General features: G+C 42.7%; 22 protein-coding genes. 14 read left to right on the top strand and 8 right to left on the bottom strand.

Annotation, left to right across the window (positions count from 1 at the left end; translation table 11 throughout):
- Positions 1–44: 44 nt before the first annotated feature.
- From AC13FX_RS04765 to AC13FX_RS04750, 4 genes are all read right to left on the bottom strand, one after another.
- A complete protein-coding gene (locus tag AC13FX_RS04765; protein WP_482879350.1) occupies positions 45–1,283 on the bottom strand; it encodes an amidohydrolase family protein in 1,239 nt (412 codons plus the stop codon).
- 91 nt (positions 1,284–1,374) lie between these two features.
- The gene (locus tag AC13FX_RS04760; protein ID WP_482879348.1) at positions 1,375–3,783 is read right to left on the bottom strand and encodes a DNA internalization-related competence protein ComEC/Rec2; all 2,409 of its coding nucleotides are present in this window, start codon (positions 3,781–3,783) and stop codon (positions 1,375–1,377) included.
- 54 nt (positions 3,784–3,837) lie between these two features.
- A complete protein-coding gene (locus tag AC13FX_RS04755) occupies positions 3,838–4,995 on the bottom strand; it encodes a PQQ-dependent sugar dehydrogenase (RefSeq protein WP_482879347.1) in 1,158 nt (385 codons plus the stop codon).
- Positions 4,996–5,016: 21 nt separating this feature from the next.
- On the bottom strand, positions 5,017–5,475 hold the full coding sequence (locus tag AC13FX_RS04750; protein WP_482879346.1) for a thioredoxin family protein: 459 nt from the start codon (positions 5,473–5,475) through the stop codon (positions 5,017–5,019).
- A 141-nt stretch (positions 5,476–5,616) separates the two neighbouring features.
- Here AC13FX_RS04750 and AC13FX_RS04745 point away from each other — a divergent pair, with 141 nt between their 5' ends.
- The 9 genes from AC13FX_RS04745 to AC13FX_RS04705 all read left to right on the top strand — a co-directional run bounded on the left by AC13FX_RS04745 (position 5,617) and on the right by AC13FX_RS04705 (position 14,987).
- The gene (locus AC13FX_RS04745; RefSeq protein WP_482879345.1) at positions 5,617–5,823 is read left to right on the top strand and encodes a hypothetical protein; all 207 of its coding nucleotides are present in this window, start codon (positions 5,617–5,619) and stop codon (positions 5,821–5,823) included.
- 260 nt (positions 5,824–6,083) lie between these two features.
- On the top strand, positions 6,084–6,509 hold the full coding sequence (locus AC13FX_RS04740) for a helix-turn-helix domain-containing protein (protein ID WP_482879344.1): 426 nt from the start codon (positions 6,084–6,086) through the stop codon (positions 6,507–6,509).
- Positions 6,496–6,780, top strand: coding sequence for a hypothetical protein (locus tag AC13FX_RS04735; RefSeq protein ID WP_482879342.1), 285 nt, complete (start codon positions 6,496–6,498; stop codon positions 6,778–6,780). The genes AC13FX_RS04740 and AC13FX_RS04735 overlap by 14 nt, the downstream gene beginning before the upstream one ends.
- A 64-nt stretch (positions 6,781–6,844) precedes the next feature.
- Positions 6,845–7,537 carry a response regulator transcription factor gene (locus tag AC13FX_RS04730; protein WP_482879341.1) on the top strand — a complete coding sequence of 231 codons (693 nt, stop codon included), beginning with the start codon at positions 6,845–6,847 and terminating at the stop codon, positions 7,535–7,537.
- Entirely contained in the window at positions 7,527–8,846 is a 1,320-nt protein-coding gene (locus tag AC13FX_RS04725; RefSeq protein ID WP_482879340.1) for a sensor histidine kinase, read from the top strand. The genes AC13FX_RS04730 and AC13FX_RS04725 overlap by 11 nt, the downstream gene beginning before the upstream one ends.
- Before the next feature lie 65 nt (positions 8,847–8,911).
- Positions 8,912–10,156 (top strand): TolC family protein, encoded by a 1,245-nt coding sequence (locus tag AC13FX_RS04720; RefSeq protein WP_482879339.1) that lies wholly within the window; start codon positions 8,912–8,914, stop codon positions 10,154–10,156.
- 15 nt (positions 10,157–10,171) lie between these two features.
- The gene (locus tag AC13FX_RS04715; protein WP_482879338.1) at positions 10,172–11,401 is read left to right on the top strand and encodes an efflux RND transporter periplasmic adaptor subunit; all 1,230 of its coding nucleotides are present in this window, start codon (positions 10,172–10,174) and stop codon (positions 11,399–11,401) included.
- Positions 11,402–11,419: 18 nt separating this feature from the next.
- Entirely contained in the window at positions 11,420–14,509 is a 3,090-nt protein-coding gene (locus tag AC13FX_RS04710) for an efflux RND transporter permease subunit (protein WP_482879337.1), read from the top strand.
- Between the two features lie 16 nt (positions 14,510–14,525).
- Positions 14,526–14,987 carry a DUF2231 domain-containing protein gene (locus tag AC13FX_RS04705; protein WP_482879336.1) on the top strand — a complete coding sequence of 154 codons (462 nt, stop codon included), beginning with the start codon at positions 14,526–14,528 and terminating at the stop codon, positions 14,985–14,987.
- On the opposite strand, the gene AC13FX_RS04700 is transcribed toward AC13FX_RS04705, so the two are convergent.
- The gene (locus AC13FX_RS04700; protein ID WP_482879335.1) at positions 14,972–15,553 is read right to left on the bottom strand and encodes an NUDIX domain-containing protein; all 582 of its coding nucleotides are present in this window, start codon (positions 15,551–15,553) and stop codon (positions 14,972–14,974) included. The genes AC13FX_RS04705 and AC13FX_RS04700 overlap by 16 nt on opposite strands.
- A gap of 62 nt (positions 15,554–15,615) precedes the next feature.
- Here AC13FX_RS04700 and AC13FX_RS04695 point away from each other — a divergent pair, with 62 nt between their 5' ends.
- From AC13FX_RS04695 to AC13FX_RS04685, 3 genes are all read left to right on the top strand, one after another.
- On the top strand, positions 15,616–16,209 hold the full coding sequence (locus AC13FX_RS04695; RefSeq protein ID WP_482879334.1) for a CDP-alcohol phosphatidyltransferase family protein: 594 nt from the start codon (positions 15,616–15,618) through the stop codon (positions 16,207–16,209).
- Positions 16,210–16,217: 8 nt separating this feature from the next.
- The gene (gene ftsY / locus AC13FX_RS04690; RefSeq protein ID WP_482879332.1) at positions 16,218–17,171 is read left to right on the top strand and encodes a signal recognition particle-docking protein FtsY; all 954 of its coding nucleotides are present in this window, start codon (positions 16,218–16,220) and stop codon (positions 17,169–17,171) included.
- Positions 17,172–17,559: 388 nt separating this feature from the next.
- Entirely contained in the window at positions 17,560–20,505 is a 2,946-nt protein-coding gene (locus AC13FX_RS04685) for a CHAT domain-containing protein (protein ID WP_482879331.1), read from the top strand.
- Between the two features lie 59 nt (positions 20,506–20,564).
- Here the strand turns inward: AC13FX_RS04685 and AC13FX_RS04680 are convergent, their stop codons facing one another.
- Positions 20,565–22,196, bottom strand: a complete 1,632-nt coding sequence (locus AC13FX_RS04680) for a M28 family peptidase (RefSeq protein ID WP_482879330.1) — start codon at positions 22,194–22,196, stop codon at positions 20,565–20,567.
- 20 nt (positions 22,197–22,216) lie between these two features.
- On the bottom strand, positions 22,217–22,960 hold the full coding sequence (locus AC13FX_RS04675) for a segregation and condensation protein A (protein WP_482879329.1): 744 nt from the start codon (positions 22,958–22,960) through the stop codon (positions 22,217–22,219).
- Positions 22,961–23,057: 97 nt separating this feature from the next.
- Here AC13FX_RS04675 and AC13FX_RS04670 point away from each other — a divergent pair, with 97 nt between their 5' ends.
- Positions 23,058–23,603: an RNA polymerase sigma factor gene (locus tag AC13FX_RS04670; protein ID WP_482879328.1), complete on the top strand. Its 546-nt coding sequence runs from the start codon at positions 23,058–23,060 to the stop codon at positions 23,601–23,603.
- Between the two features lie 89 nt (positions 23,604–23,692).
- Positions 23,693–24,496 (top strand): tetratricopeptide repeat protein, encoded by an 804-nt coding sequence (locus tag AC13FX_RS04665; protein WP_482879327.1) that lies wholly within the window; start codon positions 23,693–23,695, stop codon positions 24,494–24,496.
- Positions 24,497–24,509: 13 nt separating this feature from the next.
- On the opposite strand, the gene ppk1 is transcribed toward AC13FX_RS04665, so the two are convergent.
- Positions 24,510–26,750 (bottom strand): polyphosphate kinase 1, encoded by a 2,241-nt coding sequence (gene ppk1, locus AC13FX_RS04660; RefSeq protein WP_482879326.1) that lies wholly within the window; start codon positions 26,748–26,750, stop codon positions 24,510–24,512.
- Positions 26,751–26,777: the final 27 nt, after the last annotated feature.

Here is a 26,777-nt window from a genome sequence, read left to right as displayed (position 1 = left end):
CGATACAGAGTTTTATTGATGCACCTTAAATTTCACCAAAAAACTTACTCTGTGATCTGAAAGGGCAATCGATTGAAAACCATGTGCCCGTTACTCATAACAAGGATAACATCTTGTGTGGCTTTCATATCCTCGATCGGATTGCTGTTAAGAACGACCAGGTCCGCCTCGTATCCGGGTGTCAGCTGACCTGTTCTGTCTTCTATGCGAAGTAATTCTGCAGCTACTGAGGTAGCACTTCTTATGGCTTCATAAGGAGTAAAACCAAGTTCCACAAAAAAGGTCATCTCATGACTGATACGGGTTAAACTATTCGGTCCATATCCTGTATCGGCACCGGTTACGATCTTAACGCCTTTTTCACGGGCGCGCTGAACGGTATTACCAAGTTCAGGAAGCATATGGCGCCCCCTGTTTCTTAGAACCGGGTTGTCGTAGTCGCCCCCCGGCTGGGTTAGGTCATAAACGGTACTATAGGTGGGCACAAAATAGGTTCCCTTTTGAACCATCAACTCCAGTGTTTCATCGCTTAGATAGGTACCGTGCTCGATACTTCTTGCCCCGGCACTTACAGCTGCATATGAACCTTCGTCACCATGTCCATGGATCTGAATGGGAACGTCATATTTAGCAGCTTCTTCCACCACCACACGCAGCTGCTCTTCCGTATAAGTTTGCTTTCGGGGATCAGTATTGGGCAAACCTGCTCGTTCTGTTCCACGTGTTTTAATAAACTCTGCTCCCCGTTCCACGTTGATCTGCACTAATTTTCTGAGAGCTTCTTCAGTTGTTACGCCTTCAAACAAAACAGCCAACTCCGGGTCTGCTAAAATTGATTCTCCAAGATCCGGCGTAATAAACACTCCTGCAGGAATCATATCGGGCCCGGGGATATAATTTTGATCGACCAGGTTCTTGATCGCTACATCCTGGAAATATGGCACACTTGAACTGCGGACTGTGGTCACACCCGATCTGAGTGCTCGATCTGCTGAAGCTAACGAACTCAAATGTGTATGGGCATCAATGTAGCCTGACATTACATATTTACCTTCCAGATCAATAATTTCATAGCCGGATGGAATGGTACTGCCACCCTGTAAAATTCGCTCGATCTTTCCATCAGAGATCAAAATAGTTGAGTTATCAAATATTTGTTCTGCCTCATGATCAATAATATGGCCATTGGTAAGAGCATACGAACTATGTGTAAGTTTTGATTGAGCCAGTGTTAAACCGGAGAAAAGAACGGTGAATATTGTTACTACTGTAAACCTGAGCATACCAAATTAGCTTTATTTTGAATTTGGTCTATTATAGTAAAAGAAGAACAGGATTCCATTTACGCAGGAAAGCAGAAACTTTCTTTAACAACTAATCCCAATGAACCCGTCTGATCTTATTCCCATCTGATTCTAAAACAACTGCTTTCTCCAGACTGGTAAATAGCAATTCCGACCTGCTGGCTGATAGGCGTTGCAGAGCCTCCTTATGTGGATGCCGGTATCTATTTGGTTCTGATAGAGAGATGATCGAGAATTCAGGGGTTACCTTATTAAGGAATTCAAGACCCGAACTCGTACGGCTGCCATGATGCCCTACTTTCAAAACATCCGTGTTCAGGAGATCATCATATTTATTTAAAACACGTTGCTCCTGATGCATCCCTGCATCACCGGTAAACAAAAACTCCGATCGCCCATATATTACTTCTAAAATAACGGAGTGCTCATTGGGATCTGAATTATGAACTTTGCCATCGGGTGCCAAAGTTAGGATCAAAACAGAAGGGTCTATGTTTAAGACATCTCCCTCCTTTAAGGCTTCAACAGGAATACCTTTTTCATCCGCTTTTTCAAGATAGGTTTTATATAATTGTGAGTCGTACTCATAACCTGAATTATAGATCTTACCGATCTCAATTTCATTGATCAGATCCACTATACCCCCGATGTGATCGGAATGAGGATGGCTTAATACGATGGCATTTAGTTTGTTAACCCCACTTGCCTTTAAATGAGGAAGTATCACGGACCTTCCGGAGTTGTAGCCCGGCGACCATACACCCGCATCTATCAGTATGTTCTTACCTTTGGGTGTTTGAATTAAAGCTGCATCACCCTGACCCACATCAAAATACGTTACAGTGAGCTTAGCGGGCTTAAGCTGCTGGCCCACATTCCAGGCCACTAATATGCAGCCGGCCGCAAGCACCAAATTTATCATCTTCCATCGCAATGGGGGTATGTACCACGATGCTATCGCTAATACGAGTATCAGCCAAAAAACAAAGAAAAACGGATTCTCGAGTTTAGCCGTGGTCCACGCCCAGTCCCAAGTTGCCGCCTTCATCACAAATTTTCTCATTCCCTCCAGAAAATAGTAGGATGGAATATTTACCCAGAAACCAAGAATTGGGTTTATAGCTGCGAGGCCCAGAGCCAATAATGACAAAGGAACCACAAGCCCAAGCATTGGAACAAAGAGTGCGTTTGCAAGCGGACTGACCAGTGAGATCTCTCCAAAGTAAAAGACTTGCAAGGGATATAACCCAAATTGTACCACCAGAGAAACGACAACCACCATCAGGGGCTTGCCATACCACCGGAGCCTCACCCAATAGGGTAACAGATTCTGTATGACAGGCAGTATCAAAAGAATGATCAGAACTGCAGAAAATGAGAGTTGGAAACCAATTTCAAAGAGTTGTTCGGGGTCATAGATCAATAAGGTAATAGCTGCAGCAGCCGTTAAATTAATGGAGTCGTTGATCTTGTGGTATAGTTTGCCATAAGTCAAAAAGAATGCCATGACTGATGCACGACTCACCGAGGGAGAAAAGCCTGTAATACCTGCATAGCTCAATAGAATTATAACCAACAGAAACAAACCCATTGCTTTTCCTTGTTTCCGGGACCAGAAATATGGAATGATAACCCAGAAGGGTGCAATAATAAATCCCACATGCAGACCGGATACGGCCATAATATGTGACAACCCCGCCCTTGCAAAAGCAGACTTTGATCTTGTATCAAGATCTTGCTTAAAGCCGATCAATAATGCTTTGGCTATTGGGGCTGTTTGATCTGAAAAATTATTCTCGACAAGATGAAGTGCCTTTTCCCTCCACCAGATCCACTCTGCGACCTTTTGATTTGGTGAAACTTCAAACAAACTGTCAGCTTTCACCTGCACTGATATATCCTGGGATCTCAGATAGGCTTTATAATTGAAATCAAGGGGATTACGTTTTTCTGAAATTGGAATAACCATACCACTCAACCTTACCCTATCCCCCAAAGTCACTTCTTCCCCATCGATCTCATCTGCTAAAACTCTTGATCTGTGGGAAGCTGAAATGGTGACACCATTATAATAAGTTGTATCAACCTGAAGATCCCACCTCATCTTTCCGGTTGCAGTATAGGATATGGATAAGACCTGTCCTGAAATAGTCACCTTTTCCCAGTCAAGTTGCTCTAATAATGCTATCTCAATTGAACTTTGGCTTTGTCGTTCAATTGCCATCCTGAAAACGCCGAAAACAAGAATAAGAAACAAAAACAAAAAAGAAGATAGACTTGTCCAATGTCTCAGAGTTAACTTCCGGCTGAATAATTCAGAAAGAGCATAAAACAGGAGTAACCCTGTAAAAATATATATAACAACCGTAAAGGCCGGTTCATAAAAATAAAAAAGCAGAATACCTGCAATAAAGAATATGGTTATCCTCACTGCAGGATATCTGCTAAATGGAAATCGATATGTCCCCCGTCGCTCCATAACAGTTAGAGCGACTATAGGTCAAATCCTTACAAAAATTTTTAAATCTGTTATTTATTCCTGTGGGGCATCACTTACGGTTGGCACCAAACGATACACCCCGTCACCTTCTGCGGTAAAATAAACGTACCCATCAGGGCCCATTACAATATCACGGATCCTGCCTACACCTTCTACCAGCTTGGTTTCACTCACGATGTCGTTTCCTTCCACATCAAGGTGAGCGATATAGGCAAATTTTAGTGACGCTACCAACAGGTCTCCTTCCCACCCCGGATACTTATCTCCGGTGATAAAGGTCTGACCGGCAGGTGCAATAGATGGATCCCAATATAATACCGGCTGTTCCATACCTGCCCGTGCAGTGTCTTCCGCAAATTCAGTTCCATTATAGTTTATACCATAACTGATCACAGGCCATCCATAATTATTACCGGCTTCAATAATATTGACCTCGTCACCGCCTCTTGGCCCATGTTCATTGGCCCAGATCTGTCCGGTATTCGGGTTCATATCCATACCCTGAGGATTTCTGTGGCCATATGAGTAGACCGCATCAATTCCATCTTCACCAACAAATGGGTTGTCAGAAGGAACGGATCCGTCATCATTCAGGCGGTAAACTTTTCCACCATCTGCATTGATGTCCTGTGGCAGTACATCTCTGTTCCCACGATCTCCAACTGAAAAGAACATATAACCGTCTCTGTCAAATACGATACGGCTACCATAGTGCTGGCCTCGAGTTGAGTTTGGCTCAGCTTTGTAGAGGACTTCAGAGTTTACCAAAGCATCATTTTCAAGCTTGGCTCTCATGATCGCTGTATTGCTGCCTTCACCGCTTCCGGCACTTGAGGCATATGAGAAATAGATCCATCCATTTTCTTCATAGTCCGGATGAAGCGTGATATCTAAAAATCCACCCTGACCGTTTACCTGAAGGTCTGAAGGAATTCCATCGGTGATCTCAGCCATAACTTCACCACCATTAATTCGGTATAACTTTCCACTTTTTTCTGTGACCAGCATATCACCTTCCGGCAGAAATGCGATACCCCACCCGATACCGTCAATGGATACCACTTTTTCGGCTTCTACACTCACATCCACCGGCATTTTTTCTATTTCTTCCGGTTGCCCATTGCACCCCATGCCCACGAGCATCAGTGAAAGGACTACCAATGTTGACGTACTAAACTTTTTAAAACTCATGATTGCCTCAGTTTATTTGAATTATTGATATAGAAATTGTCGAAACTCATCCACGCCCATATAACCGGTTTTTTTCTTAACAACGTTTCCTTCAGCATCCAATATAAGTGATGTCGGAAATACATAGGCTCCTTTACTTTGTGCAAATTCCTTTGATGGGATCTGCTCTTTATTAAAGGTGATCATTTCAGTGGAGTTCCCATCCAACCTTACCGGTATATAGTTGGCGTCCAGAACCTGGCGAACTGTTGAATCAGGAAATACTTCTCGGTCCATAGCTCGGCAGTAGCGACAACCAATCTCAAACACATCTACAAAAATCAGTTTATCTGTTTCTTTCGCTATTTCCTGTGCCTCATGGATCGGTATCCAATCCGGAGAGTTATCATTTACCGGAGATTGAACATTGGTCAGTGAGATATAGACAAATATGCCCAGAAACAAGCTGACAGCTATTATAATGATCGTTTTCTTCTGCATGGATACAACAATTTCTTAATGAATCTAATTATACAAAATAATGACTTCAGATTGGCACTAAACGCATTTATTTACAGTTTTAACATAAATGCTGAAATCATATTTCTTTACCTTTCTGCAAAAATAATGAAATTACGGCTTATGAAAGAAATAGACTCCTATAAATTGGGCAAGGTTCAGGTAACCATAACAGAAACAGAACGACCCAATAAATTAAAAGTGGAGTGTTTTGATGGCGAGTATCGTTCAGAATTTGTGGTCAGTGAGTACGAATTCACAAATTACCGAAGGTTGATGAATCAGCGTATTACCCAGGCTTATAAAAATGCCGGAGATGATCAGGAGTAATGGTCGCACCACTAATTTCTGAGATGAGCTAATGTATATGGCAACCTAAGCAGCAAACAAAAAAATTTCAGACATAAAAAAAGCCAACCTTTTTTTGAGTCCGCCACCTTGTTTTTTCAATAACTGCTTTCAATATACGGCGGAGAAGCGCCTTCAACCAAATCAATTTTCTTTTGTATAACTAATAGTAAGTAATCAAATATTATTCTTAGTTTATAGGCCTGTTTTAATAAATTCAATGCAATCAATACTGTTACATCATGCCTAAAAAGATCGGCGATCTTACTCTATTTTCCGTTGATGATCTGCACGAGATCCTCGGAATTTCTAAAATGACCTTACGTACCTATCTCCGGGAAGGACGACTTCGCGGACGCAAGTTGGGTGTCAGCTGGTACGTAACTGAAGAAGCTATACGCGAGTATTTCGATGAACCGCATTCCGATAGTGATTCATCTTCATCCCCAAAAAATAGGAAAAGCGGGGGGCGCCGGTATATCGTACAGGGCATCAACGACCTGGTGAGCGAAACTGAGGAGTGTGATACAATTGAAGAGGTTATCTCAACCCTAAAAGACCAGGCTATCATCAGCTTGTTTCAAGTGCAGGTGGTTGACCGCGACACAAACGAAATAACAGAAATTATAAAAGCACGAGATTTTTTAGACCAATATGCTAAAGCTTAAAGACACCGGACTGGAAGAATTTTCATTTGGCGATAACCCGGACGACCTGTTCTATATCCTGGTTAACAAGAAGATCAGTCCCGACGGAATTGATGTTGAAAGACTAAGTAAAGCGGATCCCCGAAAATTTGATGCTGTATTAAGTGATATGGGATGTGTGTTGATGCTAAATGGCCTCGAGGTAACCGAACTTTGCATGCGTGGAGAACTGGATAATGAAAATCTTCACGAAAGCATGTTTGAGCTGGCAAAGGATGAGGGAATTATCTGATTCATATTCTATACACTTTTCTGCCCTATCTTTGCTTTATTGATGATAAATTTACCCAAGACCTATGCGAGCCCTGGTGGTTGAAGACGAAATTTTGCTGAATGAGGAGCTGGAGGAACAGCTGCTTGAAGAGCAATTTACCGTTGATACTGCCCTTAATTTTGAACAGGCAGAAAACCTGCTTCTGGGTGAACAATTTGATCTGGTCTTACTGGACCTGAGCCTGCCCGGTGGCGACGGATTGGATCTGCTTAAAATGATAAAGAAGCAGCGTAAAATCTCGGATGAAACGGCTGTCATAATTTTGACAGCTCGAGGAGAGATTGAAGACCGCGTCAAGGGTCTTGAACTTGGCGGTGACGATTATCTCTCTAAACCCTTTGCCATGCCTGAACTCAGGGCACGCATCCATGCTGTTTTGCGCCGGAAGTTTAAGATCAATGATAATGAGATCACCATTGGAGAACTCTCAGTACATCTCGATCATATGAAGGTCTCCATCAGAAATAAACCAATTGATCTGACCGATACGGAATATAAAATGCTGCGTTATCTGTTTCTTAACAAGAACAGGACCGTCACAAGAATTGCCCTTTCTGAACATATCTGGGGGAATAAGATCGATGACCGCTTTTCACTGGATTTCATCAATTCACACATGAAGAACATCCGTAAAAAACTTGCCGACTCCGATGCACCCGACCCTATTGAAACCGTTTATGGTGTTGGATATAAAATAAGAGGCCATGAAGCTTAATAATAAAATTCTTATCAGCAATTCATTGCTTTCTCTGTTCATGCTGATAGTAACCGGTTTTGGAACTTATTATGTGGTCAACACCACGATCTATGACGAACTGGATTTTCACCTTCTTCAACACAAATTTGAAATCCAGCAACAACTTCAGGAAGATCCGGAAAGCCTTGATGAGATCAGAAGACTAGGTGGGCTTGGATCTTATGAATGGGTAGAGATACATAATTTTGATGAAAGCATACCACTGAATTCAAATAACTTCTCCACTGTCGATACAGTACGGTATGCTGATGTTTCTGAATTGGCTGAATCGTACCGAAAGTTAACGACCACGCTTTCTGTTGGGAATGATCATTATTTACTTGAGATCTATGAAGAAGTAGCAGCATGGGATAAGATCAGTTTGACGGTTATGCTTAGTGTACTGGCAGCTCTCTTCATTTGGGTGATCCTCTTATATATTGTAAATCAATTCGCCTTTGGAAGGATCCTTGCCCCTTTCTACCACACCGTGGACAGGCTTGAGCATATTTCATCACCCTCTCAGGTAGGCGAACCCTTCCCTGAACCCAACACATATGAGATCCGGGTATTGAACAATGCCTTGAATACAATGCTTACCCAGATCAAGTCCTCTTTCGAGGATCAAAGGAAATTCATTCAGAATGCTTCACACGAATTGCTGACACCACTTTCCATCATTCGTCAAAAAGCGGAAAAATTGATCTCTGATGCTGAAAACCTGGATCATAACAATGTTGAGAGACTTCATGAAATTCAGCAAACAGCCGTCAGGCTTACCCGGCTCAGTAATGCCTTATTACTCATAAGCAGGGTTGAGAACAGGCAGTTTGAGATGGATGATGAGATCAATGTATTAGAAGTAATTGAACAAGTACTTAAAGAACTGCAGGATTTTATTGAGATCAAAGGCTTGACAATTGAAAAGGAGCTCGATCAAAATTTTGTTTTTAAAGGCAACAAAGAACTTATTCATTCTGCCATTTACAACATGATTCAGAATGCGATCAAATACACTCCTGAAGAAAGTAAGATCCACCTATCCCTGTTTAAAAAAAGTTCCGGGAAAACGGAATTTAGTGTAAGTGATGAAGGACCCGGAATTCCTGAGGAATTGATCAATAAAGTTTTCGACCGTTTCAGAAAGGCAGAAAAACTGTCTGAACATGGCAATTCCAGTCCAGGACTGGGCCTGTCTATTGTGAAGAGTATCTGCGAACTGCACGATCTGGATTACAAAGCTGAAAATAACCCGGATCAGGGTGTTACATTCAGCATCCTATTCTAAATCCACTTTCTCTACAGATTTGGTGATTAGCTTGAATGGAAATTCAATGCTCAAAGTAGATCATCATGTTTCAATCTGTATTACTTGTGGTTTTTATGTTGTTTCAAGCCACCCCCAATTCTACTGATACAACAGATCTTTCGGCTCTAAGTGTGCAAAAAGCACTTGAGATCGCTTACCGGCAAAATCCCCTTATCAATCAGCTACAATATCAGATCAGAGCACAGGAAAAACAGGAGGTTTTGAGCTTTGGTCTTTCAGACCCGGAAATCAGCTATATGAGAGAGGGTATTGAGAAGAGTGAATTTACCGAACAGAGATGGTCTGTTTCCCAAAGTATAGAATTTCCACTTTCTGGTATTTATAGAAACAGGCAAGAACGAGCTACCACAAGTTCTTTAGAACTAAAGCTGCAGGATCTGAAAAATCAGGTCAAAGCTGATGTCAAAACTGCCTATACACAACTGGCTTATGCCCTTCAGTCAGGTAATCTGGCTGGCGAACGGGTTCAGCTTTTTGAGAATTTAAGAGAAGCCGCCCAAGCCCGTGCAGATATGGGGGAATCCTCAGAAATTGATGCCATGCAGGCAGATCTTCAGCTTCAGGAAGCGCGCAACAATCAGGAAACGACTTTCAAAGAGATCATGAATGCCCGATATGATCTGTTTCAAACCATTGGGCTGGATCCTGAAGAACAGACGTATGACATAGGTTTTTCCGACACCCTCAGTTATATGATCGTTGATATAGATCAGGATCAAGTCATGGATCAACTTCAGGATCACCCAAAACTTCAACAGATCGAACGAGAAGTTGATGCCTCTGTATATGGAAAAAAGCTCGCTAAAAGCTCTTACTTACCTGACCTGAACTTAAGTTATTACCGGCAAGACTTCGGTAATGATTATGACTTCTATGGTTTTGAGGTGGGTGTAAGCATACCTCTTTGGTTTGCAAGCAGGCAATCACCTAAGGTTCAGCAGGCCAATGCCATACAAAGTGCCACTGAATGGAAATATGAAGATCAACGGCTACTGATCAAGAAACAGGCCGAACAGACCTGGCACAGTTATGAATCTGCCAAGAATAACATCGAACGATTTCGTGAGAACATTCAAAACAAATCTCTGGAGCTCGTTCAAATGACTCAAAAAGGATACAGCCTTGGAGAGCTGGACCTGCTTACCCTGCTTGAGGCGCAGCGAACCTATCTAAGAACGCAGGAAACATACTATCAAACCCTCAGAGACTATTATTTAACGGTGATAGACCTGGAAAGATACCTGCAAACCGACATCATTTTTAACTAGGATAAGACAACCGCAATGAAAGCAATACCTAATAAATTCACAGTACCCTTTTCACTGAAATCTGCTGTTTCTCTTTTTATATCCGCATTTATAATGTTCATTGGATGCTCCGGTAGCTCAGACTCGCCTACCATAAATGATACTGGAACACCTCCATCGCTAAGATCTGAACAAGCCGTGCAAAGTATCAAACTGACTCAGGAGCAGGCAGATAACCTGAAAATTCAAACCTACACCGTTACTTCAGAGCCTGTATCATTTTCCATTGAGGCGCCGGGTGAGGTCTTTCCTGCCCCTGAAAGGATCTCAGTGGTAAGTGCCCCGATCGATGGACGGGTTTCAAACATCTTTGCCCACGAAGGGGAAAGAGTTTCTAAAGGAGATCCACTTCTGGAACTTGAAAGCCTGGAATTTGCCAACCTGGTTGCAGCTTATCTGGAAGCTACCGCTGAGATAACCTATCAGCAACAGCAGGTTGAACGCCTGCAGGTATTAACTGAAGATAAGATCAGTCCACTCAGAAATTTGGAGCGGGCACAAGCTGACCTGAGACTCGCACAAACCCGGCAAAGTGCCGCACTGGCTCGCTTAAAAGCTGTTGGGATCACTGAAAGCCAGACCAAACGCTGGGACCCTTTTGCCTCTGATCCGAACGCCAGGTTAACCATTTACGCCTCCATCGATGGCGTTCTGAACGAACATTTGATTGAAATGGGGGAATCAGTCACAGCTTATCAACGACTCCTCGATATTATCGATAATAAAGAAGTTCTGGTTCGTGGGTTCATTGCCCCTGAAGATGCCTATTTCATAAAACCCGGTACTTCACTCACCATTAACGAAAGGGCCAGCCGCGAGGGAGTTTCAGCCCATTCCATTAATGCTAGAGTTACTACGGTCAATCCGGCATTGGATCAGAATAACAGGTCCGTAGTATTGAACTCCATTGTAACAACAGAAAATAACTGGCCGCTGGTCGGGCAAAGTGTACGCCTCACATACCAGGCTCAACCGGAGGAAAACACCATCAGTATACCGATCACAGCTGTTCAGTACGAACAATCTGATGCCACGGTCTTTGTTCAGCTTTCAGGTCTTGAATATGAAAAAAGGAGCGTAAGTATAGCTCGCATCACTGATGAACATGCCATTTTAAATAGCGGGCTCGAACCGGGAGAAAAAGTAGCCATCACCCAGGTATTCAGCCTGAAGGCCCTCGAGCGTTTTGAGCAATTTGCAGACTAACATTTCATAAGCGACACCATGCTAAACAATATTATTGACTTCAGCCTTCGCCAAAAATTTGTTGCCCTTTCTCTGGTTGTTTTGATGGCCGCGGGCGGCATCTTTTCCCTGCAGGATATACCCATCAATTCTCAACCGGATGTAACCCCCGTACAGGTTCTCGTTATCACTAAAGCCGGCCGTTACTCTCCCTATGATGTGGAAAGACTCGTTAGCTATCCAATTGAAACCGCCATGAACGGGTTGCCCGATATCAAGGAAGTTCGTTCCATTTCACAGTTCGGGCTATCGGCAGTTACCATAGAGTTTGAGGAAGGCACTGACATCTATTTTGCCCGGCAGCTGGTTAGTCAAAGAGTTCAAAGTATAGCAGATGAATTGCCCGAAGGTGTTTCATCTCCACAGCTTGGACCAATTTCAACCGCATTGGGAGAGATCGTTCAATATGTGGTTAGAGGACAAAATCATACCCTTACTGAGCTTCGTACCATACAGGATTGGCTGATCGCTCCTCAACTCAAAACCGTACAGGGTGTGACCGAGATCAACTCATTTGGTGGCTTTGTGAAACAGTATGAGGTTCAGGTGGATCCGGACAGACTCCGTAACTTTGGTATTGGTTTGAAAGACCTGACCGAGGCCATCGAGAACAATAACAGTGTTTCCGGTGGTAATTACCTGGAGCACAACCGTGAGCAGTACATCATTCGTGGTTTTGGGCAGATCAGTACCGCAAAGAATATCGAGGACATCATTGTCAAAGAGCTGGATAATCGCCCAATTTATGTGAAGGATATTGCTGAGGTTACCCTAGGCCGGCAGCTTCGGCAGGGGGCGGTTACCCAGGATGGAAATGGTGAAATTGTGACCGGTATCGTCATGATGCTTCGTGGTGGTAACGGACGGGAAGTGATCGAAGATATTGATGTCAAGATCGATGAAGTGAATAAGAGTTTGCCGGAAGGTGTGAGTATCGAAAAATTTTATGATCAATCTGACCTGGTGGATCGAACTACAGATACCATAATAACAAACCTGGTAGAAGGTGGTTTCTTTGTGATCGCAGTTCTGTTATTACTTTTAGGCGAAATAACCGGCGCCATCATTGTAGCTTCTGTGATCCCCCTTTCCATGCTCTTTGCCTTCATTGGAATGGATCAGCTTGGCCTTGCCGCTAACCTGATGAGTTTGGGTGCTATTGACTTTGGTATGGTGGTGGACGGTTCTGTGGTGATGGTGGAAAATGTCGTTCACCGGCTCAATCATGATAAGTCTGAAAAATCAAAACTGGTAGTGATACGTGAAGCTGCTCACGAAGTGGCCCGGCCGATCTTCTTTGGTGTACTCATAATTTTAATGGTTTATGTGCCTGTCATGACCTTTTCAGGTATGGAGGGTATTTTATTCAGACCTATGGCCATCACTGTAGCAACGGCTGTATTCGGCTCATTGATCCTTGCTCTGGTCTATATTCCTGCCATGACTGCCATTGTCTTTAAGAATGGAGTGAAGCTTCGAAAAAATTATGTGATCAACTGGCTTCGACCACGATACAAAAGATTCCTTGAGCTTAGCCTCAATAAAAAGACCATAACTATTGGGTCTGCCGTTGTGATCTTCCTTTCATCCCTGACTCTTCTTCCTTTTTTGGGAACTGAATTCTTACCCGAGCTGGACGAGGGATCTATTCTGGTTGAACAGGTTCGGATGCCTTCTGTGACGCTTGAAGAATCAGTGGAAAATGCTAACTGGTTTGCCGGCAAACTCACTGATAATATCCCAGAAATCAAAACGGTCGTTCCCAAAACCGGTCGTTCTGACCTCGCCAATGACTGGATGGGCGTTCATCAAACAGATGTTTGGGTGATCCTTAAACCTCGGGAGGAATGGCGTGACGGACTGTCAAAAGAAGATATTGTTGACCTGATCAGACCTTATCTTGAAACAGAACCGGGACTATCCTACAACTTTACACAACCCATTGCCATGCGGGTTGATGAACTTACCAGTGGAGTAAAATCAGATATTGCGGTCAAGATATTTGGTGAAGAACTTGAGGTTTTAGACAGGATTGGGCGTGAAATTTCATCTATTCTGAGTGGACTTGAGGGCACGGATAATCACTACCTGGAACAGAGTAGCGGACAGCCTTATTTCAATATTGAGATCGACCGTGAAGCCGTGGCATCTTTTGGGCTGAACGTAAATGATGTTCAGCACGTGATCGAAACCGGTATTGGTGGCAGTATTGCCGGAGAGATCTTTGAAGGTCAGCGCCGCTTTGATATCGTGGTTCGTTTACCTGAAAATCTGCGTAATTCATTTCAGGATATCATGGAGGTTCCGCTTCAGTTGCCAAACGAAGGATACATACCTTTAAAGCAGGTTGCCCACATCTATGCTGAGGAAGGTCCGCGGGAAATAGCCCGTGAAAATAGCTGGAGACGAGCCATACTTGGTATCAATATTAGAGACATCGACACAGGTACTTATGTAGCAAACCTTCAGGAAGCCATTGAAAGTCAGATCGATATTCCTGCCGGTTATTTCCTGCAATACGGCGGAGCATTTGAGGATCAACAGCGAGCCATGAACCACCTGTATATTGTAGTCCCAATATCGCTTCTTATCATCATTGGTTTGCTATATATGATGTTCGGCCAATTCCGGTTCACCATGCTGATCTTTCTGAACCTGCCGATCGCACTATCTGGAGGGATCTTTATTCTATGGGTACGTGGATTGTACCTTTCCGTTTCTGCAAGTATTGGGTTTGTGGCCCTTTTTGGTGTGGCCGTGTTGAATGGTATCGTCCTTATCTCTCATCTCAACGATCTTCGAATTCAGGGTAAGGGATTGAAAGAGGCTGTCATCCAGGGGTCTGCTGATCGGTTACGGCCCGTATTGATGACGGCATTGGTTGCAAGCCTCGGATTCCTGCCCATGGCCTTTAATGTTGGGCCGGGCTCAGAAGTACAGCGCCCACTAGCTTCTGTTGTGATCGGCGGACTGGTTACTTCGACTCTACTCACATTGTTGGTACTGCCCACCATCTACCACTGGATGGAAAAAGGCAAAGAATTAGTGGAAAAGACTCAGGAATTCTAACCCAAAGGAGTACACCATGAATCCTGCACATTTACACCTTATTGTTAATCATATACCCATCTTTACAACCGTTATCGGGATCTTCATTTTGATCTGGGGCATGTATAAAAGTAATGCTTCTGTTCGCAATATAGCTTTTGTACTGTTTATTTTTGGCGCAGTCGGAAGTTATGTCGCCATTGAGACCGGGGAGTCAGCTGAAGATATTGTTGAAGAGGTGGCCGGAGTATCACATGATGCCATTCACGACCATGAAGAAGCAGCTGAAGTTTCGTTTTGGTTTGCCATTGTAATGGGCTTACTAAGTATCGGAGCACTGGCTGCTAAAAAACTTAACCTCAGATTTGAGACAGGTCTGCATATTGTGATACTTTTAACAGCTTTGATCACTGCCGGCATTCTTATGTATGTAGCTTACGAAGGCGGAGAGATCATGCATCAGGAGGCTTATACCGAAGAGGTTCAAACAGACAATTGATCTATTTCAAAGGGAGAATTTTTCAACCACCAGTGCCATGACCTCAATAGGCAGATGACCGTTTTCCCATCATTGATCTCACCGGAATGCACCATTTCTACAGCTTCTTTGAACCGCAGCTTGTGGCGAGTCACAAACTCATCATCATCTACCTCTTGAGGAACAGACTTTAAATTCCAGGCAACGTAAATGTGAATGACCTCATCTGAATAACCAATTCCCGGATAAAAATGCCCTACATAAGACAGGTTCTCAGCACTGACACCCGCCTCCTCTTTTAATTCTCGCCTGGCTGTTACCTCCTGCGCCTCACCTGCGTCTATTTTCCCGGCCGGAACTTCCCAGAATATCTGACCTATAGGATAACGAAACTGTCTTAACATCATGATGTCCCCATTTTCATAAACAGGGACAACGGCACAGGCACCGGGATGTTTGATCCATTCACGGGAGGATCTTGATCCATCAGGCAACTCTACTTCATCATAAAACACATGTAATAGCTTCCCCTTGAAAACCTCTTTTGAATTCAGCTTTTTTTCTACCAGTAATTTATGGTCCTTCATATTGGTTTTAGAGTGTTAATGACTGTAAATTTGGTGCTCAATATCGCAAATAAAAACAAGGTTTGGCTACAAACACCAAAAATATAGACGGGAAAAAGGTGAAGGTTTCAGGACGGGTCATGACCTGGTCTAACATGATCTCTTTTTCCAGAATTTTGGTAGCCTTCCCTATTGTTTATTTGCACTACATCAATGACTTTCAGGTTACCACCACTTCTGGCTTATTGATCCTGTACGGAGTAATATCGGATTATCTGGATGGCCTCATAGCTCGTAAAACAAATACGATCTCAGAAGTCGGAAAAATGATCGACCCGATCGCTGATAAGTTATGTGCCCTTGTATTATTTATTTATACAGTTTGGATCGGATGGATCCCGCTTTGGTTTTTGATCCTGGCAATGTTTAGAGATATCTCCATCATGCTAGGCTCATATTTCATAAAAAGTAAGTATGATAAAGTGGCAATGGCCATCATGTCGGGAAAAATATCAGTAAATGTACTGGCTCTTTACTGGATCTCCGTATTTTTTTTCCCGGATGTTACAAATGTTCACATGTTTTTAATGGCTTGTTCGGTAACATTAATGGTCATATCGTGGATAGATTACTTTAATCGCTACCGCCTCATTATGCGCGGTGCAGAATTCAATTAGTTTAGGACATGGGATTTCTAGAAAAATTAGGACTTAAGAAAAAAGAAAAGCTTGACGAAGGTGTCCAAAAAAGCAGAGACGGTCTTCTCAACAAGATCGGAAAAGCTTTTGTTGGCAAAGACAAAGTTGATGGCGCTATTCTTGATGACCTTGAGGAGATCCTGATCACTTCTGATGTCGGGGTCAACACAACGATAGAGATAATAAAGAAAATTGAAGCCCGTGTTGCCAGAGACAAATTCGTCACGCAGGATGAATTACAAACCATGTTGCGGCAGGAGATCGTAGACCTGCTGGAAGACAATGCCCCGGATAAACCGGCAGAATTTGATGCTGAATTTCCGGTCAAGCCACACGTTATTCTGGTGGTAGGTGTTAATGGCGTGGGTAAAACAACCACCATCGGTAAATTGGCACATCTCTATAAAAAGGCCGGGAAAAAGGTGATCATGGGTGCCGCTGATACTTTCCGTGCTGCTGCCGTTGATCAGCTTAAGATATGGAGTGAACGGGCGGATGTTCCTATCATCCAACAGGGACAAAATGCTGACCCGGCTTCCGTTGCTTACGATACCGTAGCGGCAGCCAAAGCCCGAGGATCGGATGTGGCACTGATAGATACTGCCGGACGTCTTCACAACAAGAAAGCCCTGATGGAAGAGCTGGCTAAGATCAAAAGAGTTATGGGCAAAGTAGTAGAGGGAGCCCCTCATGAAGTGATCCTGGTACTGGATGCCTCTACCGGACAAAATGCATTACAACAGGCACGAGCCTTCACTGAAACCGTTGATATCACCGGGCTGGCACTGACAAAACTGGATGGGACTGCCAAAGGCGGGATCGTGATCGGAGTTTCTCACGAGCTAAGTGTCCCCGTCAAGTATATTGGATTGGGTGAGCAAATTGAAGACTTACAGGTCTTTGACCGCGCCAATTTTGTGAATGCTTTGTTTGGGGAATAAAAAAAGCCGGATTATCCGGCTTTATTAAAACATTTATAGCCCGTATTCTTTTCACCTATAACTCATTTATAGATATCAACTTCATTGAAGGCGAGGTAATGCAGCTTTCAACTACGGCAGATTAAAGCGGGTACTTTTTAATTGGTATAATTCCAGAGAATGACTTTTCATCCAAAAAATTAATGGATCAGCTTACAGGTACAGCTTTTGTGTTTTAACCTATTAAGTTTCTTCGGTATCGGGATCTCCGCCTTTTCCGCCATCGCCGTCTCCACCTTCAGTATCTGGGTCTGGATCTGTATAGAATATCTGTTTTTCCATTGGTAGTTTATTTAATTTGTTGTTCTTTCCTAAAGGAACAAGTTTATACATATAGTTGCAAACTGCAATGGAAACTAAAAAGTTTATGATCCGATTTTATATCCTAAGTTTCGCTTTAATTTTCAGTTTCCATTGTGGCTTAAGTGCCCAACAAGTCTCGCCTGACTCTTTGATGGACAGTGGAAGTATTTTTCATAGAAATAATGAATACGATAAGGCTGGAGAAGATTTTAAACAGGCGATGAAGCTTTACCTCCAAAGAAAAGATACCATTAGCTGGATCGGGGCTTCTTTTCAATATGGATCTGCATTAGTTGAACAAGGATTTGTACGAGAAGGGATAACAGTTTTTAATAAAGTTGAGAATAAAAAGCCTCTGAATATTTCTTTAAGCCTCGAAGCTAGAAAAGCTAATTTATTAGGATGGGCTTACGAAAAGTTAGAAATGCCTGACTCCGTAAAATTTTATTTATCTAATGGCTTAAAATTAGCAGAGCAGGGGCAAGACTCGTTACAAATAGCCCGAATTAGTAATAACTTATCATACTATTACCAAAATGAAGGAGATTATGAAAGAGCTTTCAAACTTCAAAAAAAAGCTATTCAATATTTTACCCTTATAAATGATCTGCCACGACTTTCTGCTGTTCTAAACCGATCTTTTCTTACGATGATGGATCTCGGGCTATACCAACAAGCAGAGGAGTACATCCGCCAAAGCCTGGCCATTCGGGAAGAACTGGGCAACCCCAATCTGCTGGATGTAGCTTACCACAACCTGGCCTGGAATTTTGAGCGGCAGGGACAAAGGGACAGTGCCATTATTTACTATCAAAAATCGCTGGAGCTTTCCCGGCAGTTGGGCAACCCGTACGATATCACCCAAACTCTGGATAATATTGGAGGCCTGTACGAGCGCTCCGGAGACTTTGAAAATGCCCTTGCCTACTATAACGAATCCCTTGACATCAACCGTGAAATTGAACGACCGGCTTCCGCCGCCGAAAGTTTGCTGCGTATTGCACGGGTGGCTGTTCAAAATAATGACCCGGAAAATGCATCCGCTTTCTATCTTGAAGCTTTAGATTGGTTAGAAGAGGCTAACGATCCCAGGCTGTTATCCTCTATTTACTTAGACCTTGCCAACCTTGAAACAGATCAAAAAAATTACCAATCGGCAAAAGAGTATATCACCAAAGCCCGGAAGATTGCTGAAGAAAAAGGATTTAAAACCCGGCAGATTAGAACTTTTAATTCTCTGGGCAAACTTTATGAAAAAGAAGGAGACCTGCATGCCAGTTTAGCTTCTTATCGCCAGGCCTATGAGTTATCTTCAGAAAGCACGGTCCCGGAGAAAATTCCCACCGCCATTCTACTCGCCAAAGCATATAATAGAGCTTCCTCAGATAGCGCCTTTATCTTAGCTGAAGAAGTTTTTTCTCTTATTGACTCCCTTCGCACAAATGTAGCAGGGCTTGCTTTTCGGTCCGGATTTTTTAGTCAGCATGCAGGGTTTTATAATGAAGTGGCCTCTTGGCATATCACAAGAAGAAATGATCCTAAGAAAGCTTTTGAGCTGATCGAGTCTGCCAAGGCCCGAGTATTGATAGATGAGCTTGCTGAGGCACGGGAAAAAGAACTTAGTTCTCTGGATGAATCAACCCTTATCAAAAAGCAGCAAAAGGCCAAGCAAATTGACCGATTATACAATCAACTTTCTGCAACAGAGTCACTAACCAAAAAAAGTACCATACGGGATGAGCTCAAAGATCTTGAGTTCGAATATCAAAGTTTTCTGAATGAACTGCATGTAAGTAATGTAAGTCTTAAAGACTTCAAGTACCCTCAGCCGATTACCCTCCAGAAAGCTCAGGATATGCTGGATTCTGAATCTGCAATTTTGGAATATGCTTTCACTGAAGAACATGTGGTTCGGCTTTTGATCACAGAAGATAATATTACTGGCAGTATTCTTATGCCGGAAGGTTCACCGGAAGCAAAACAGTACTTTACTGAAAAGATCAGAACTTTCCGGGAAGCGATCACAAGCAAAGCTTCGGTTAATGAAATACAAGAGATCGGAGCCTCTCTTTATAGTCAACTTATTCCCTCTGAAGTTTCTGAAAGCAGAAGTGAAATTTCGAACTTACTGATCATACCCGGCGGAGCACTTACTTTTCTTCCCTTCGAAACCCTAAGCAATAACAACCAATATTTGATCGAAGACTTTCATATTAAATACCTCCCTTCGGCTTCTATCTATTCATTTATAAATAACCCACACCGGACTACAAATTTTGAGTTATTGGCTCTTGCCGGTTCCGGCTTTGAAGGAGGCGATGGGCTTACCAGTCTGAGTAGCTCGCAGGCCTCTTTTGCCTCCTTGCCTTCTACCTTACTGGAGGTGGATTCCATCTCAGTTAATTTCACTAATTCCAGGATTCTTAAGAATGATGATGTTACCGAGGCTAACTTAAAGTCTCATGATCTGAGTGATTTCCGCTTTATCCATTTTGCCACCCATGCCGAGGTGAACGAATCAACTCCTTCTCAAAGCGGGTTGTTACTTTCCAAGAAAACTGATGTAGAATCTCTTTTTGGTGAAGACGGATATCTGAACAGCCGGGAAATTTCCGGGCTAAAACTGAATGCAGATCTTGTAACCTTAAGTGCGTGCAATACCGGAATGGGTAAAATTGTGACAGGTGAAGGCTTGCTTGGATTGCAGCGTTCCTTCCTCTCCGCCGGGGCTTCTTCAGTGATGGTTAGCTTATGGAGCATCTACGACCGAAGTACTGCAGATTTCATGTCCGAGTTTTACAGTATGCTTAAGACACATGAGAGTGCAGACTATGGCATCATGAACCGAACATTAGATTGGTTTGGCCTGTATGAGCATCCATTATTTGATTATAAAGCCAAAGCCTTAAGAGATGCCAAGTTAGCCATGATCTCTCACCCTTACTATAGCCACCCTGTTCACTGGGCTCCGTTCATACTGATCGGCAAATAAAAAAGGGATGAGCTTCCTGGGCCCATCCCTTCCAATGTGATTTTGAATACTTTATAAGATCACCTGGGCTGCACCTGTGTCTTTTCAATGAATTCCTGATTATCTACGATCGGCCGTCCTGGACTATTTGCCAACAAAGCTGTCAAATGATATACCAATTGGGTTCTTTGTAAAAAGGGTTCAAACGTGATCTTTTCGATGTGATCCTGAGGGCGGTGATAGTCTTCATGGGTTCCGTTAAAGAAAAACACGAAAGGAACACCAAGGCGGCCAAAGTTCCAATGATCGCTTCTTCTGTAAAACTGATTAGGGTCGTTCAGGTCGTTATACCTCATGCTAAGATCAAGACCTGGGCCCATCTCATTTGCAACCCGGGTCAAACTATCTAATCCTGATGAAATGATATGCCCACCTATGATATATACATAACTGCTGTCTTCCACGTGCTCCGGGTCAACACGACCGATCATATCCATATTGATATTGGCCACCGTATTCTGAATGGAATAGATCGGGTGATCTGAGTAATAACGAGAGCCCAGCAACCCTTTTTCCTCACCTGAAACATTTAAAAACAGCACACTTCGCTTTGGACCGGCGCCGGCATTTTTTGCCTTCATCATGGCCTGTGCTGTTTGTAACGAAGCGGTGGTTCCACTTCCATCATCATCAGCGCCATTATAAATATTATCCCCGGTTGAATCAGGGCTGCCGACCCCTACGTGATCATAATGTGAGCTTAGTACTACAACTTCATGTTTCATGGACGGATCTGAACCTTCCAGAAAAGCCACCACATTTTGTGTTTCAACAACATTTTCGTTTACTGAAGGACGATGTTCCAGCTTGTAATTAAGGGCGTACGGTTCAAATGATTCGGGCTGAGAAAATATTCTTTGCTGCATTTCTTCGAGGGCATCTAGGCTTTGCAGACCTAACATCTCAGCTCCCAACTGTGGGTGCACACGATTGAAGGCAGGGGCATTACCTGAGTTGTTGTCTTGCAAATATTTAAGTGAAAGCCCTCTTCCCTGACCAAACCCTGCCATCCTTCCTTCTGCTTCCTGCTCAAAATCTTCAATGTCAGTTCCAACAATTATTATCGTGCCAAGTGCTCCTTCATTTGCCAGCGCAGACTGCAGATATCTCATGTTGGTCTTACCCTCCTCATAAAATACAAGAACCCACTTACCTGAAAGATCTGTAGAAAAATGATCCACCCCGGTTTCTTCATCATTAATTCCCCCACCAACAAACACTACAGGCCCTTCCAGCGGATCATTACCTCCAAAAATGGTCACAAAATTTCCATATTCATTGTTGTTATGGACCGACCTTTCAACGACCTCACCATTTTCAGAATTCGTCAGAATGTAAGAGATCTCATCGATAGCAGGTTGAATTAGCTCATAATGCTGAAAATAGGTCTCATTATCTCCTACCGGCTTCAACCCCATTTCCCGATATCGTTTTGCCAGGAACCTGGCTGCCTTTTGTTCACCGATAGTGCCCGTTTCGCGTCCCTGCAAGGAATCGTGGGCCAATACGGCAAGATCATTGTAAAGGCCATCAACTGTTATTTCATCCGCAAATGAATAGATATCAGCTTTTTGCTCATTTTTAGAACCATTAAGTGTACTGCATGAAACAAAGGCTGCAAGTAGAATGGTAAGTAGTATATTCTTCGTCATTATTTGATCTTTTATAGTATTTAATTAGCTCCTATTATCTCATCCACAGGCTTGAGGTCGATATAAAACTCCGTTGGGTCTTCTTCAAGAAAGAGATTGATCTGTTGTTCTTTGATCATCTCAAGCACCGCTAAAAAGGTCACCACTACATAGATCTTATTTTGCAGTGTTGAGCACACTTCCATGAATGATTGCTTTCCATATTCCTGCAATCGATTCAACACAAATTCAGATTGTTCCTCAACAGTTGTACTCACTTTTTCAACGTGATGTACAATATTTTTTCTCTCTATATCCTGCAGAACCTTCTTAAACGCAGCTATCAGATCGAACATGGTAACGTCCTGAAGTGCCTCACCTGAAGCTTGTTGTTCCACGGTATCAGCTTCAGGATACCCTCTCATATACTTTTTCCGGGTCTCTTCATCCATATCTGCCATCTTCTCTGACATTTCCTTATACCGCTTGTATTCCAGCAGACGCTGAACCAGCTCATATCTTGGATCGGTTTCATCAAGTTCTTCTTCATCAGAATCTTCCCGGGGAAGCATCATCTTAGCCTTAATGGACATGAGCATACTTGCCATCAGGATAAATTCACTGGCTACATCCAGGTCCAGGACCTCTAGCAGGTTTATATACTCCAAAAATTGCTTGGTGATGTAAGAGATCGGAATATCATATATATCCAGTTCATCTCTTTTGATGAAAAAGAGTAACAGGTCTAAGGGACCTTCAAAATTATTTAGCTGAACTCTATACATATCTTATAATATTACACTCTTGAAGACTTAATTTCCTGTTTTTCTTTTCGTAGCTAATGTTATTTTAGGGTTTGGTTTAACCAAGTGTATTAAAAACATGGATTATTCAAAATTTGTTGATGCGGTCCTGGAGGATGATGAACCAATGATAACAAAACAGGTGAAAGTTATCACTGCGGTTCTTATCAAATTCCTTACTGTGCGTTTGAATGCTTCCTTCGAAGACGCGCAGGATTGCGCACAAAATACACTCCTTATTGCATTAGAAAAAATTCGAAATGACGAATTAACACACCCTGATGCTCTCATAAATTACCTGTTTACTACTTCAAAACACGAGTATTTTAGAGTCCTTTCAAAGGATAGGGAGGTCAATTATGAAGACCTGCCGGAGCATCATTCCACAAAAGCCGATCAATTGCATCGATTGGTTGACAAAGAGAAAATGTCGCTTTTAAAGCGCTGTATGGAGGCATTAAAGGCTGATTACAGAAAGTTTATAGAGTACTGGTTTGAAAACCCCGGTTATGAAACTGCGGTAGTAGCAGATCACTTTGGCATATCTGTGAACAATGCCTGGACCAAGAAACACCGTATCATAAATGTCCTGAAAGAATGCATCGAAAAAAAATTTCAAAAATAGTGTAAGGAATTGCTTTCTCATCGCTCTAACTATAAGAGTTCAGAATGTATTAGAAATACATTCTGGTATTTTGACATAAAATTTAAACAATGAAGGATTCGAGAGAAAAAGACATTCGGCGGCAAATTGATGCCTATATAAAAGGCAACTTAGGGGAAAACGAGATCCAGGAACTTTGGAATGAATTTGCCAAAGATCCTGACCTGCTGGAACTGCTTGAACTTGAGGTCAACATCAAAGAACTGATCGAGCAGAAAGCAGACTCTTTTATTAATGAGGAACCGGAACAAACCCCGGTCAGGAAATTACCTAAATGGATCTGGCATGCAGCTGCAGCAGCTGCTATTATATTAGTGGCACTGGTTCAGTTATTCCGAGTTGATGATGCAGTCAGTCTCGACCAAATGGTTGTACAAAATATTGGACCCACTCAGATCGAGACTTCAAATGCTATCCGTTCTAAAGATATGACCATAACTTCTGCAGACTCGTTGCTGAATCTGGGCTTTCAGGCTTTCCTTTCAGGTGATGATAACCGTGCACTAACCCTTTATATGGAAGTGATAACGAACTATGATGAAGAGCCTTATGGCTCCAAGGCCTATTTGAATAAGGGCATCATTCATTACAACAATCATGAATATGAGCAAGCAATATTCGAATTTGGGCAAGCTATCGATCGGGTTGAAGGCAATCGCATGATAACCGAAAAAGCTTACTGGTATCTTGGCAATGCACTGGTAAATACCGGAGAACTTGAAAAAGCAAGAAACGCTGTTACAAAGACGTATCAGCTTGATGGGGTATTCAGAAGCCCGGCTTTCAGTCTACTTAAAAAGTTAAATGAAGAGCTGGGTTATTCTGATTCTCAAGATGTTAAACAAATAGATTGAGCGGACCTGTCGTTTAATCTGCCATTGGTATAGGTTCATCTGCATCTTTCATATGATTCATGAAGAACTCATGGGCACTTAGCTTTGAACTGCCTTTTTTCTTTTCCGCCCTTGAATAGGTTCCGTCAGTCATAAGTAACCATCGCTGCTTGTTGTCATTGAAATAGATATTGAATGCGAATTGCAGGTATTTTTTTAACTTCTCATTTTCGATCGGGGTGATCACCTCCACTCGAGCGTCTAAGTTTCGATGCATCCAATCTGCTGAACCGATGAAATACTTATGTTCCCCCCGGTGATTAAAATAGTAGAGCCTTGAATGTTCCAGATATCTCCCAATAATGGAGTGAACGGTTATGTTTTCGCTCAACCCCTCCTTACCGGGTATTAACCGGCAAACACCACGAACGATAAGGTCAATATTTACCCCTGCTTCAGAAGCTTCATATAATTTTTGGATGATCAAAGGATCTTCAAGGCTGTTCATTTTTGCAATTATCCTTGCCGGACGCCCATTTTTTGCTTCTTTTATCTCAAAATTGATCAGATCTGTCATTTGACGACGCATATGATGTGGGGCTACAAAGAGTTTTTCAAACTTTTGTTCGGGAGCATAACCCGTTAAGAGATTAAAGACATCTGTTACGTCAGAGCAAAGTGTCTCCTCACAAGTAAATAAGGCCATATCCTCATATAACTGAGCCGTGTCCGGATTGTAGTTACCGGTGCCAATGTGGCAATAGGTTCTGAGGTCATCTCCCTCTTCACGAACCACCATGGTCAGTTTTGAATGGATCTTTAAACCCGGTATCCCATAAGCCACATGTACACCATAGTTCTCAAGTTTTTGTGCCCAGTTTATATTACGTTCTTCATCAAAACGCGCTTTGATCTCTACCAAAACCGCCACCTGCTTGCCTTCTTCAGCAGCATGCATCAATGAGTGCATGAGTGGAGAGTCCTGAGAGGTTCTGTACAAAGTTTGCTTTATGGCCAGCACTTTTGGGTCTTTGGCTGCTTCTTCAATAAACCGCTGTGTGGTAAGTTCAAAACTATGGTAAGGATGATGCACCATGAAGTCCCCCTTTCGGATCACTTCAAAGATACTTGGCATTTCTTCATCAGGGGCATGGCGTAAGGCGGGGTGTAAAACCGGAGTCCAGTTCCGCTCCTTCAACCGATTGAACCCATCCAGTTTTGCAATATCTATAACATCAGCTAAACCAATGGTCCCTTTCATTTCGTACACATCACTCCAGCTAATATTCAGATGATCCAGTAAATACTTCTTAATGTGCTTTGGCATCGCCGCATCCAGCTCAAGCCGTACTATCTCTGCAAACTTACGTTCCCTCAATTCATCCTCGATCGTTTCAAGCAAGTCTTCAGCTTCCTCTTCATTTCGATCAACCGAGGCATTTCTCGTTACCCTGAACATATGAGCTGATATCACTTCCATCCCCGGAAAGAATTGATCCATTTTTTCACGGATGATGTCTTCTATGGGTACCAAAATAACCTTATTCCCTTTTCGATGAACCTGAATAAAACGGCTTCTATTGGCAGGGATCTTTAAGCGGGCAAAGGTCTTTTCATTTGAACGGCGGTTGATCAGCTCGATCGCGAAGGATAAGCTCTTATTTGAGATAAATGGAAATGGGTGAGATTCATCTACTGCCAAAGGTGTAACGATAGGATAGATCTGTTTCTGAAAATAACGGTCGCCTACGCTTTTTTGGTAATCGGTCAAATCCTGATAACCTTTGATCTGAATGCCTTTTTCAGCAAGTTTTGGCAACAGATCCTCAAAGAAGCATCCCCGATACGTTTCGATCATATCCTGAACTTCACTGCGAACCGATTTAAGCTGATCGGTCGGTGTCATGCCATCTACAGATAATTCCTTCACCTCTGCAAGCTGCTGTCGTTTCAATCCACCTACTCTTTTCTGGAAGAATTCATCAAGATTTGAGCAAACAATAGATAGGAACTTAACCCTTTCAAGAAGCTTATTTTTCTCATTCATAGCTTCAGCCAGAACACGTTCGTTAAACTTCAGCCAGCTAAGCTCATAATTAAAGAAATAATCATTCCCGAATATCTTCAGGTTACTGGAGCGCAGATCTTTATGCATTCCCTTTTGTTTAAGGATCTCATTTTTTTTGGGATTTGCTAATTTCTTGGCAATCTTTGCTTTCTGAGTGATCGAGGGATCCAGGCTCATTTCATCCGGTGATAATGACGTTTTTTTCATGATTGCTTCGATTAATTAGCTGCGCAT

Source organism: Gracilimonas sp. B-17, from assembly GCF_056857935.1.
The sequence above is the reverse complement of the archived record's forward strand: the minus strand, read 5'-3'. Positions and strand labels throughout refer to the sequence as shown.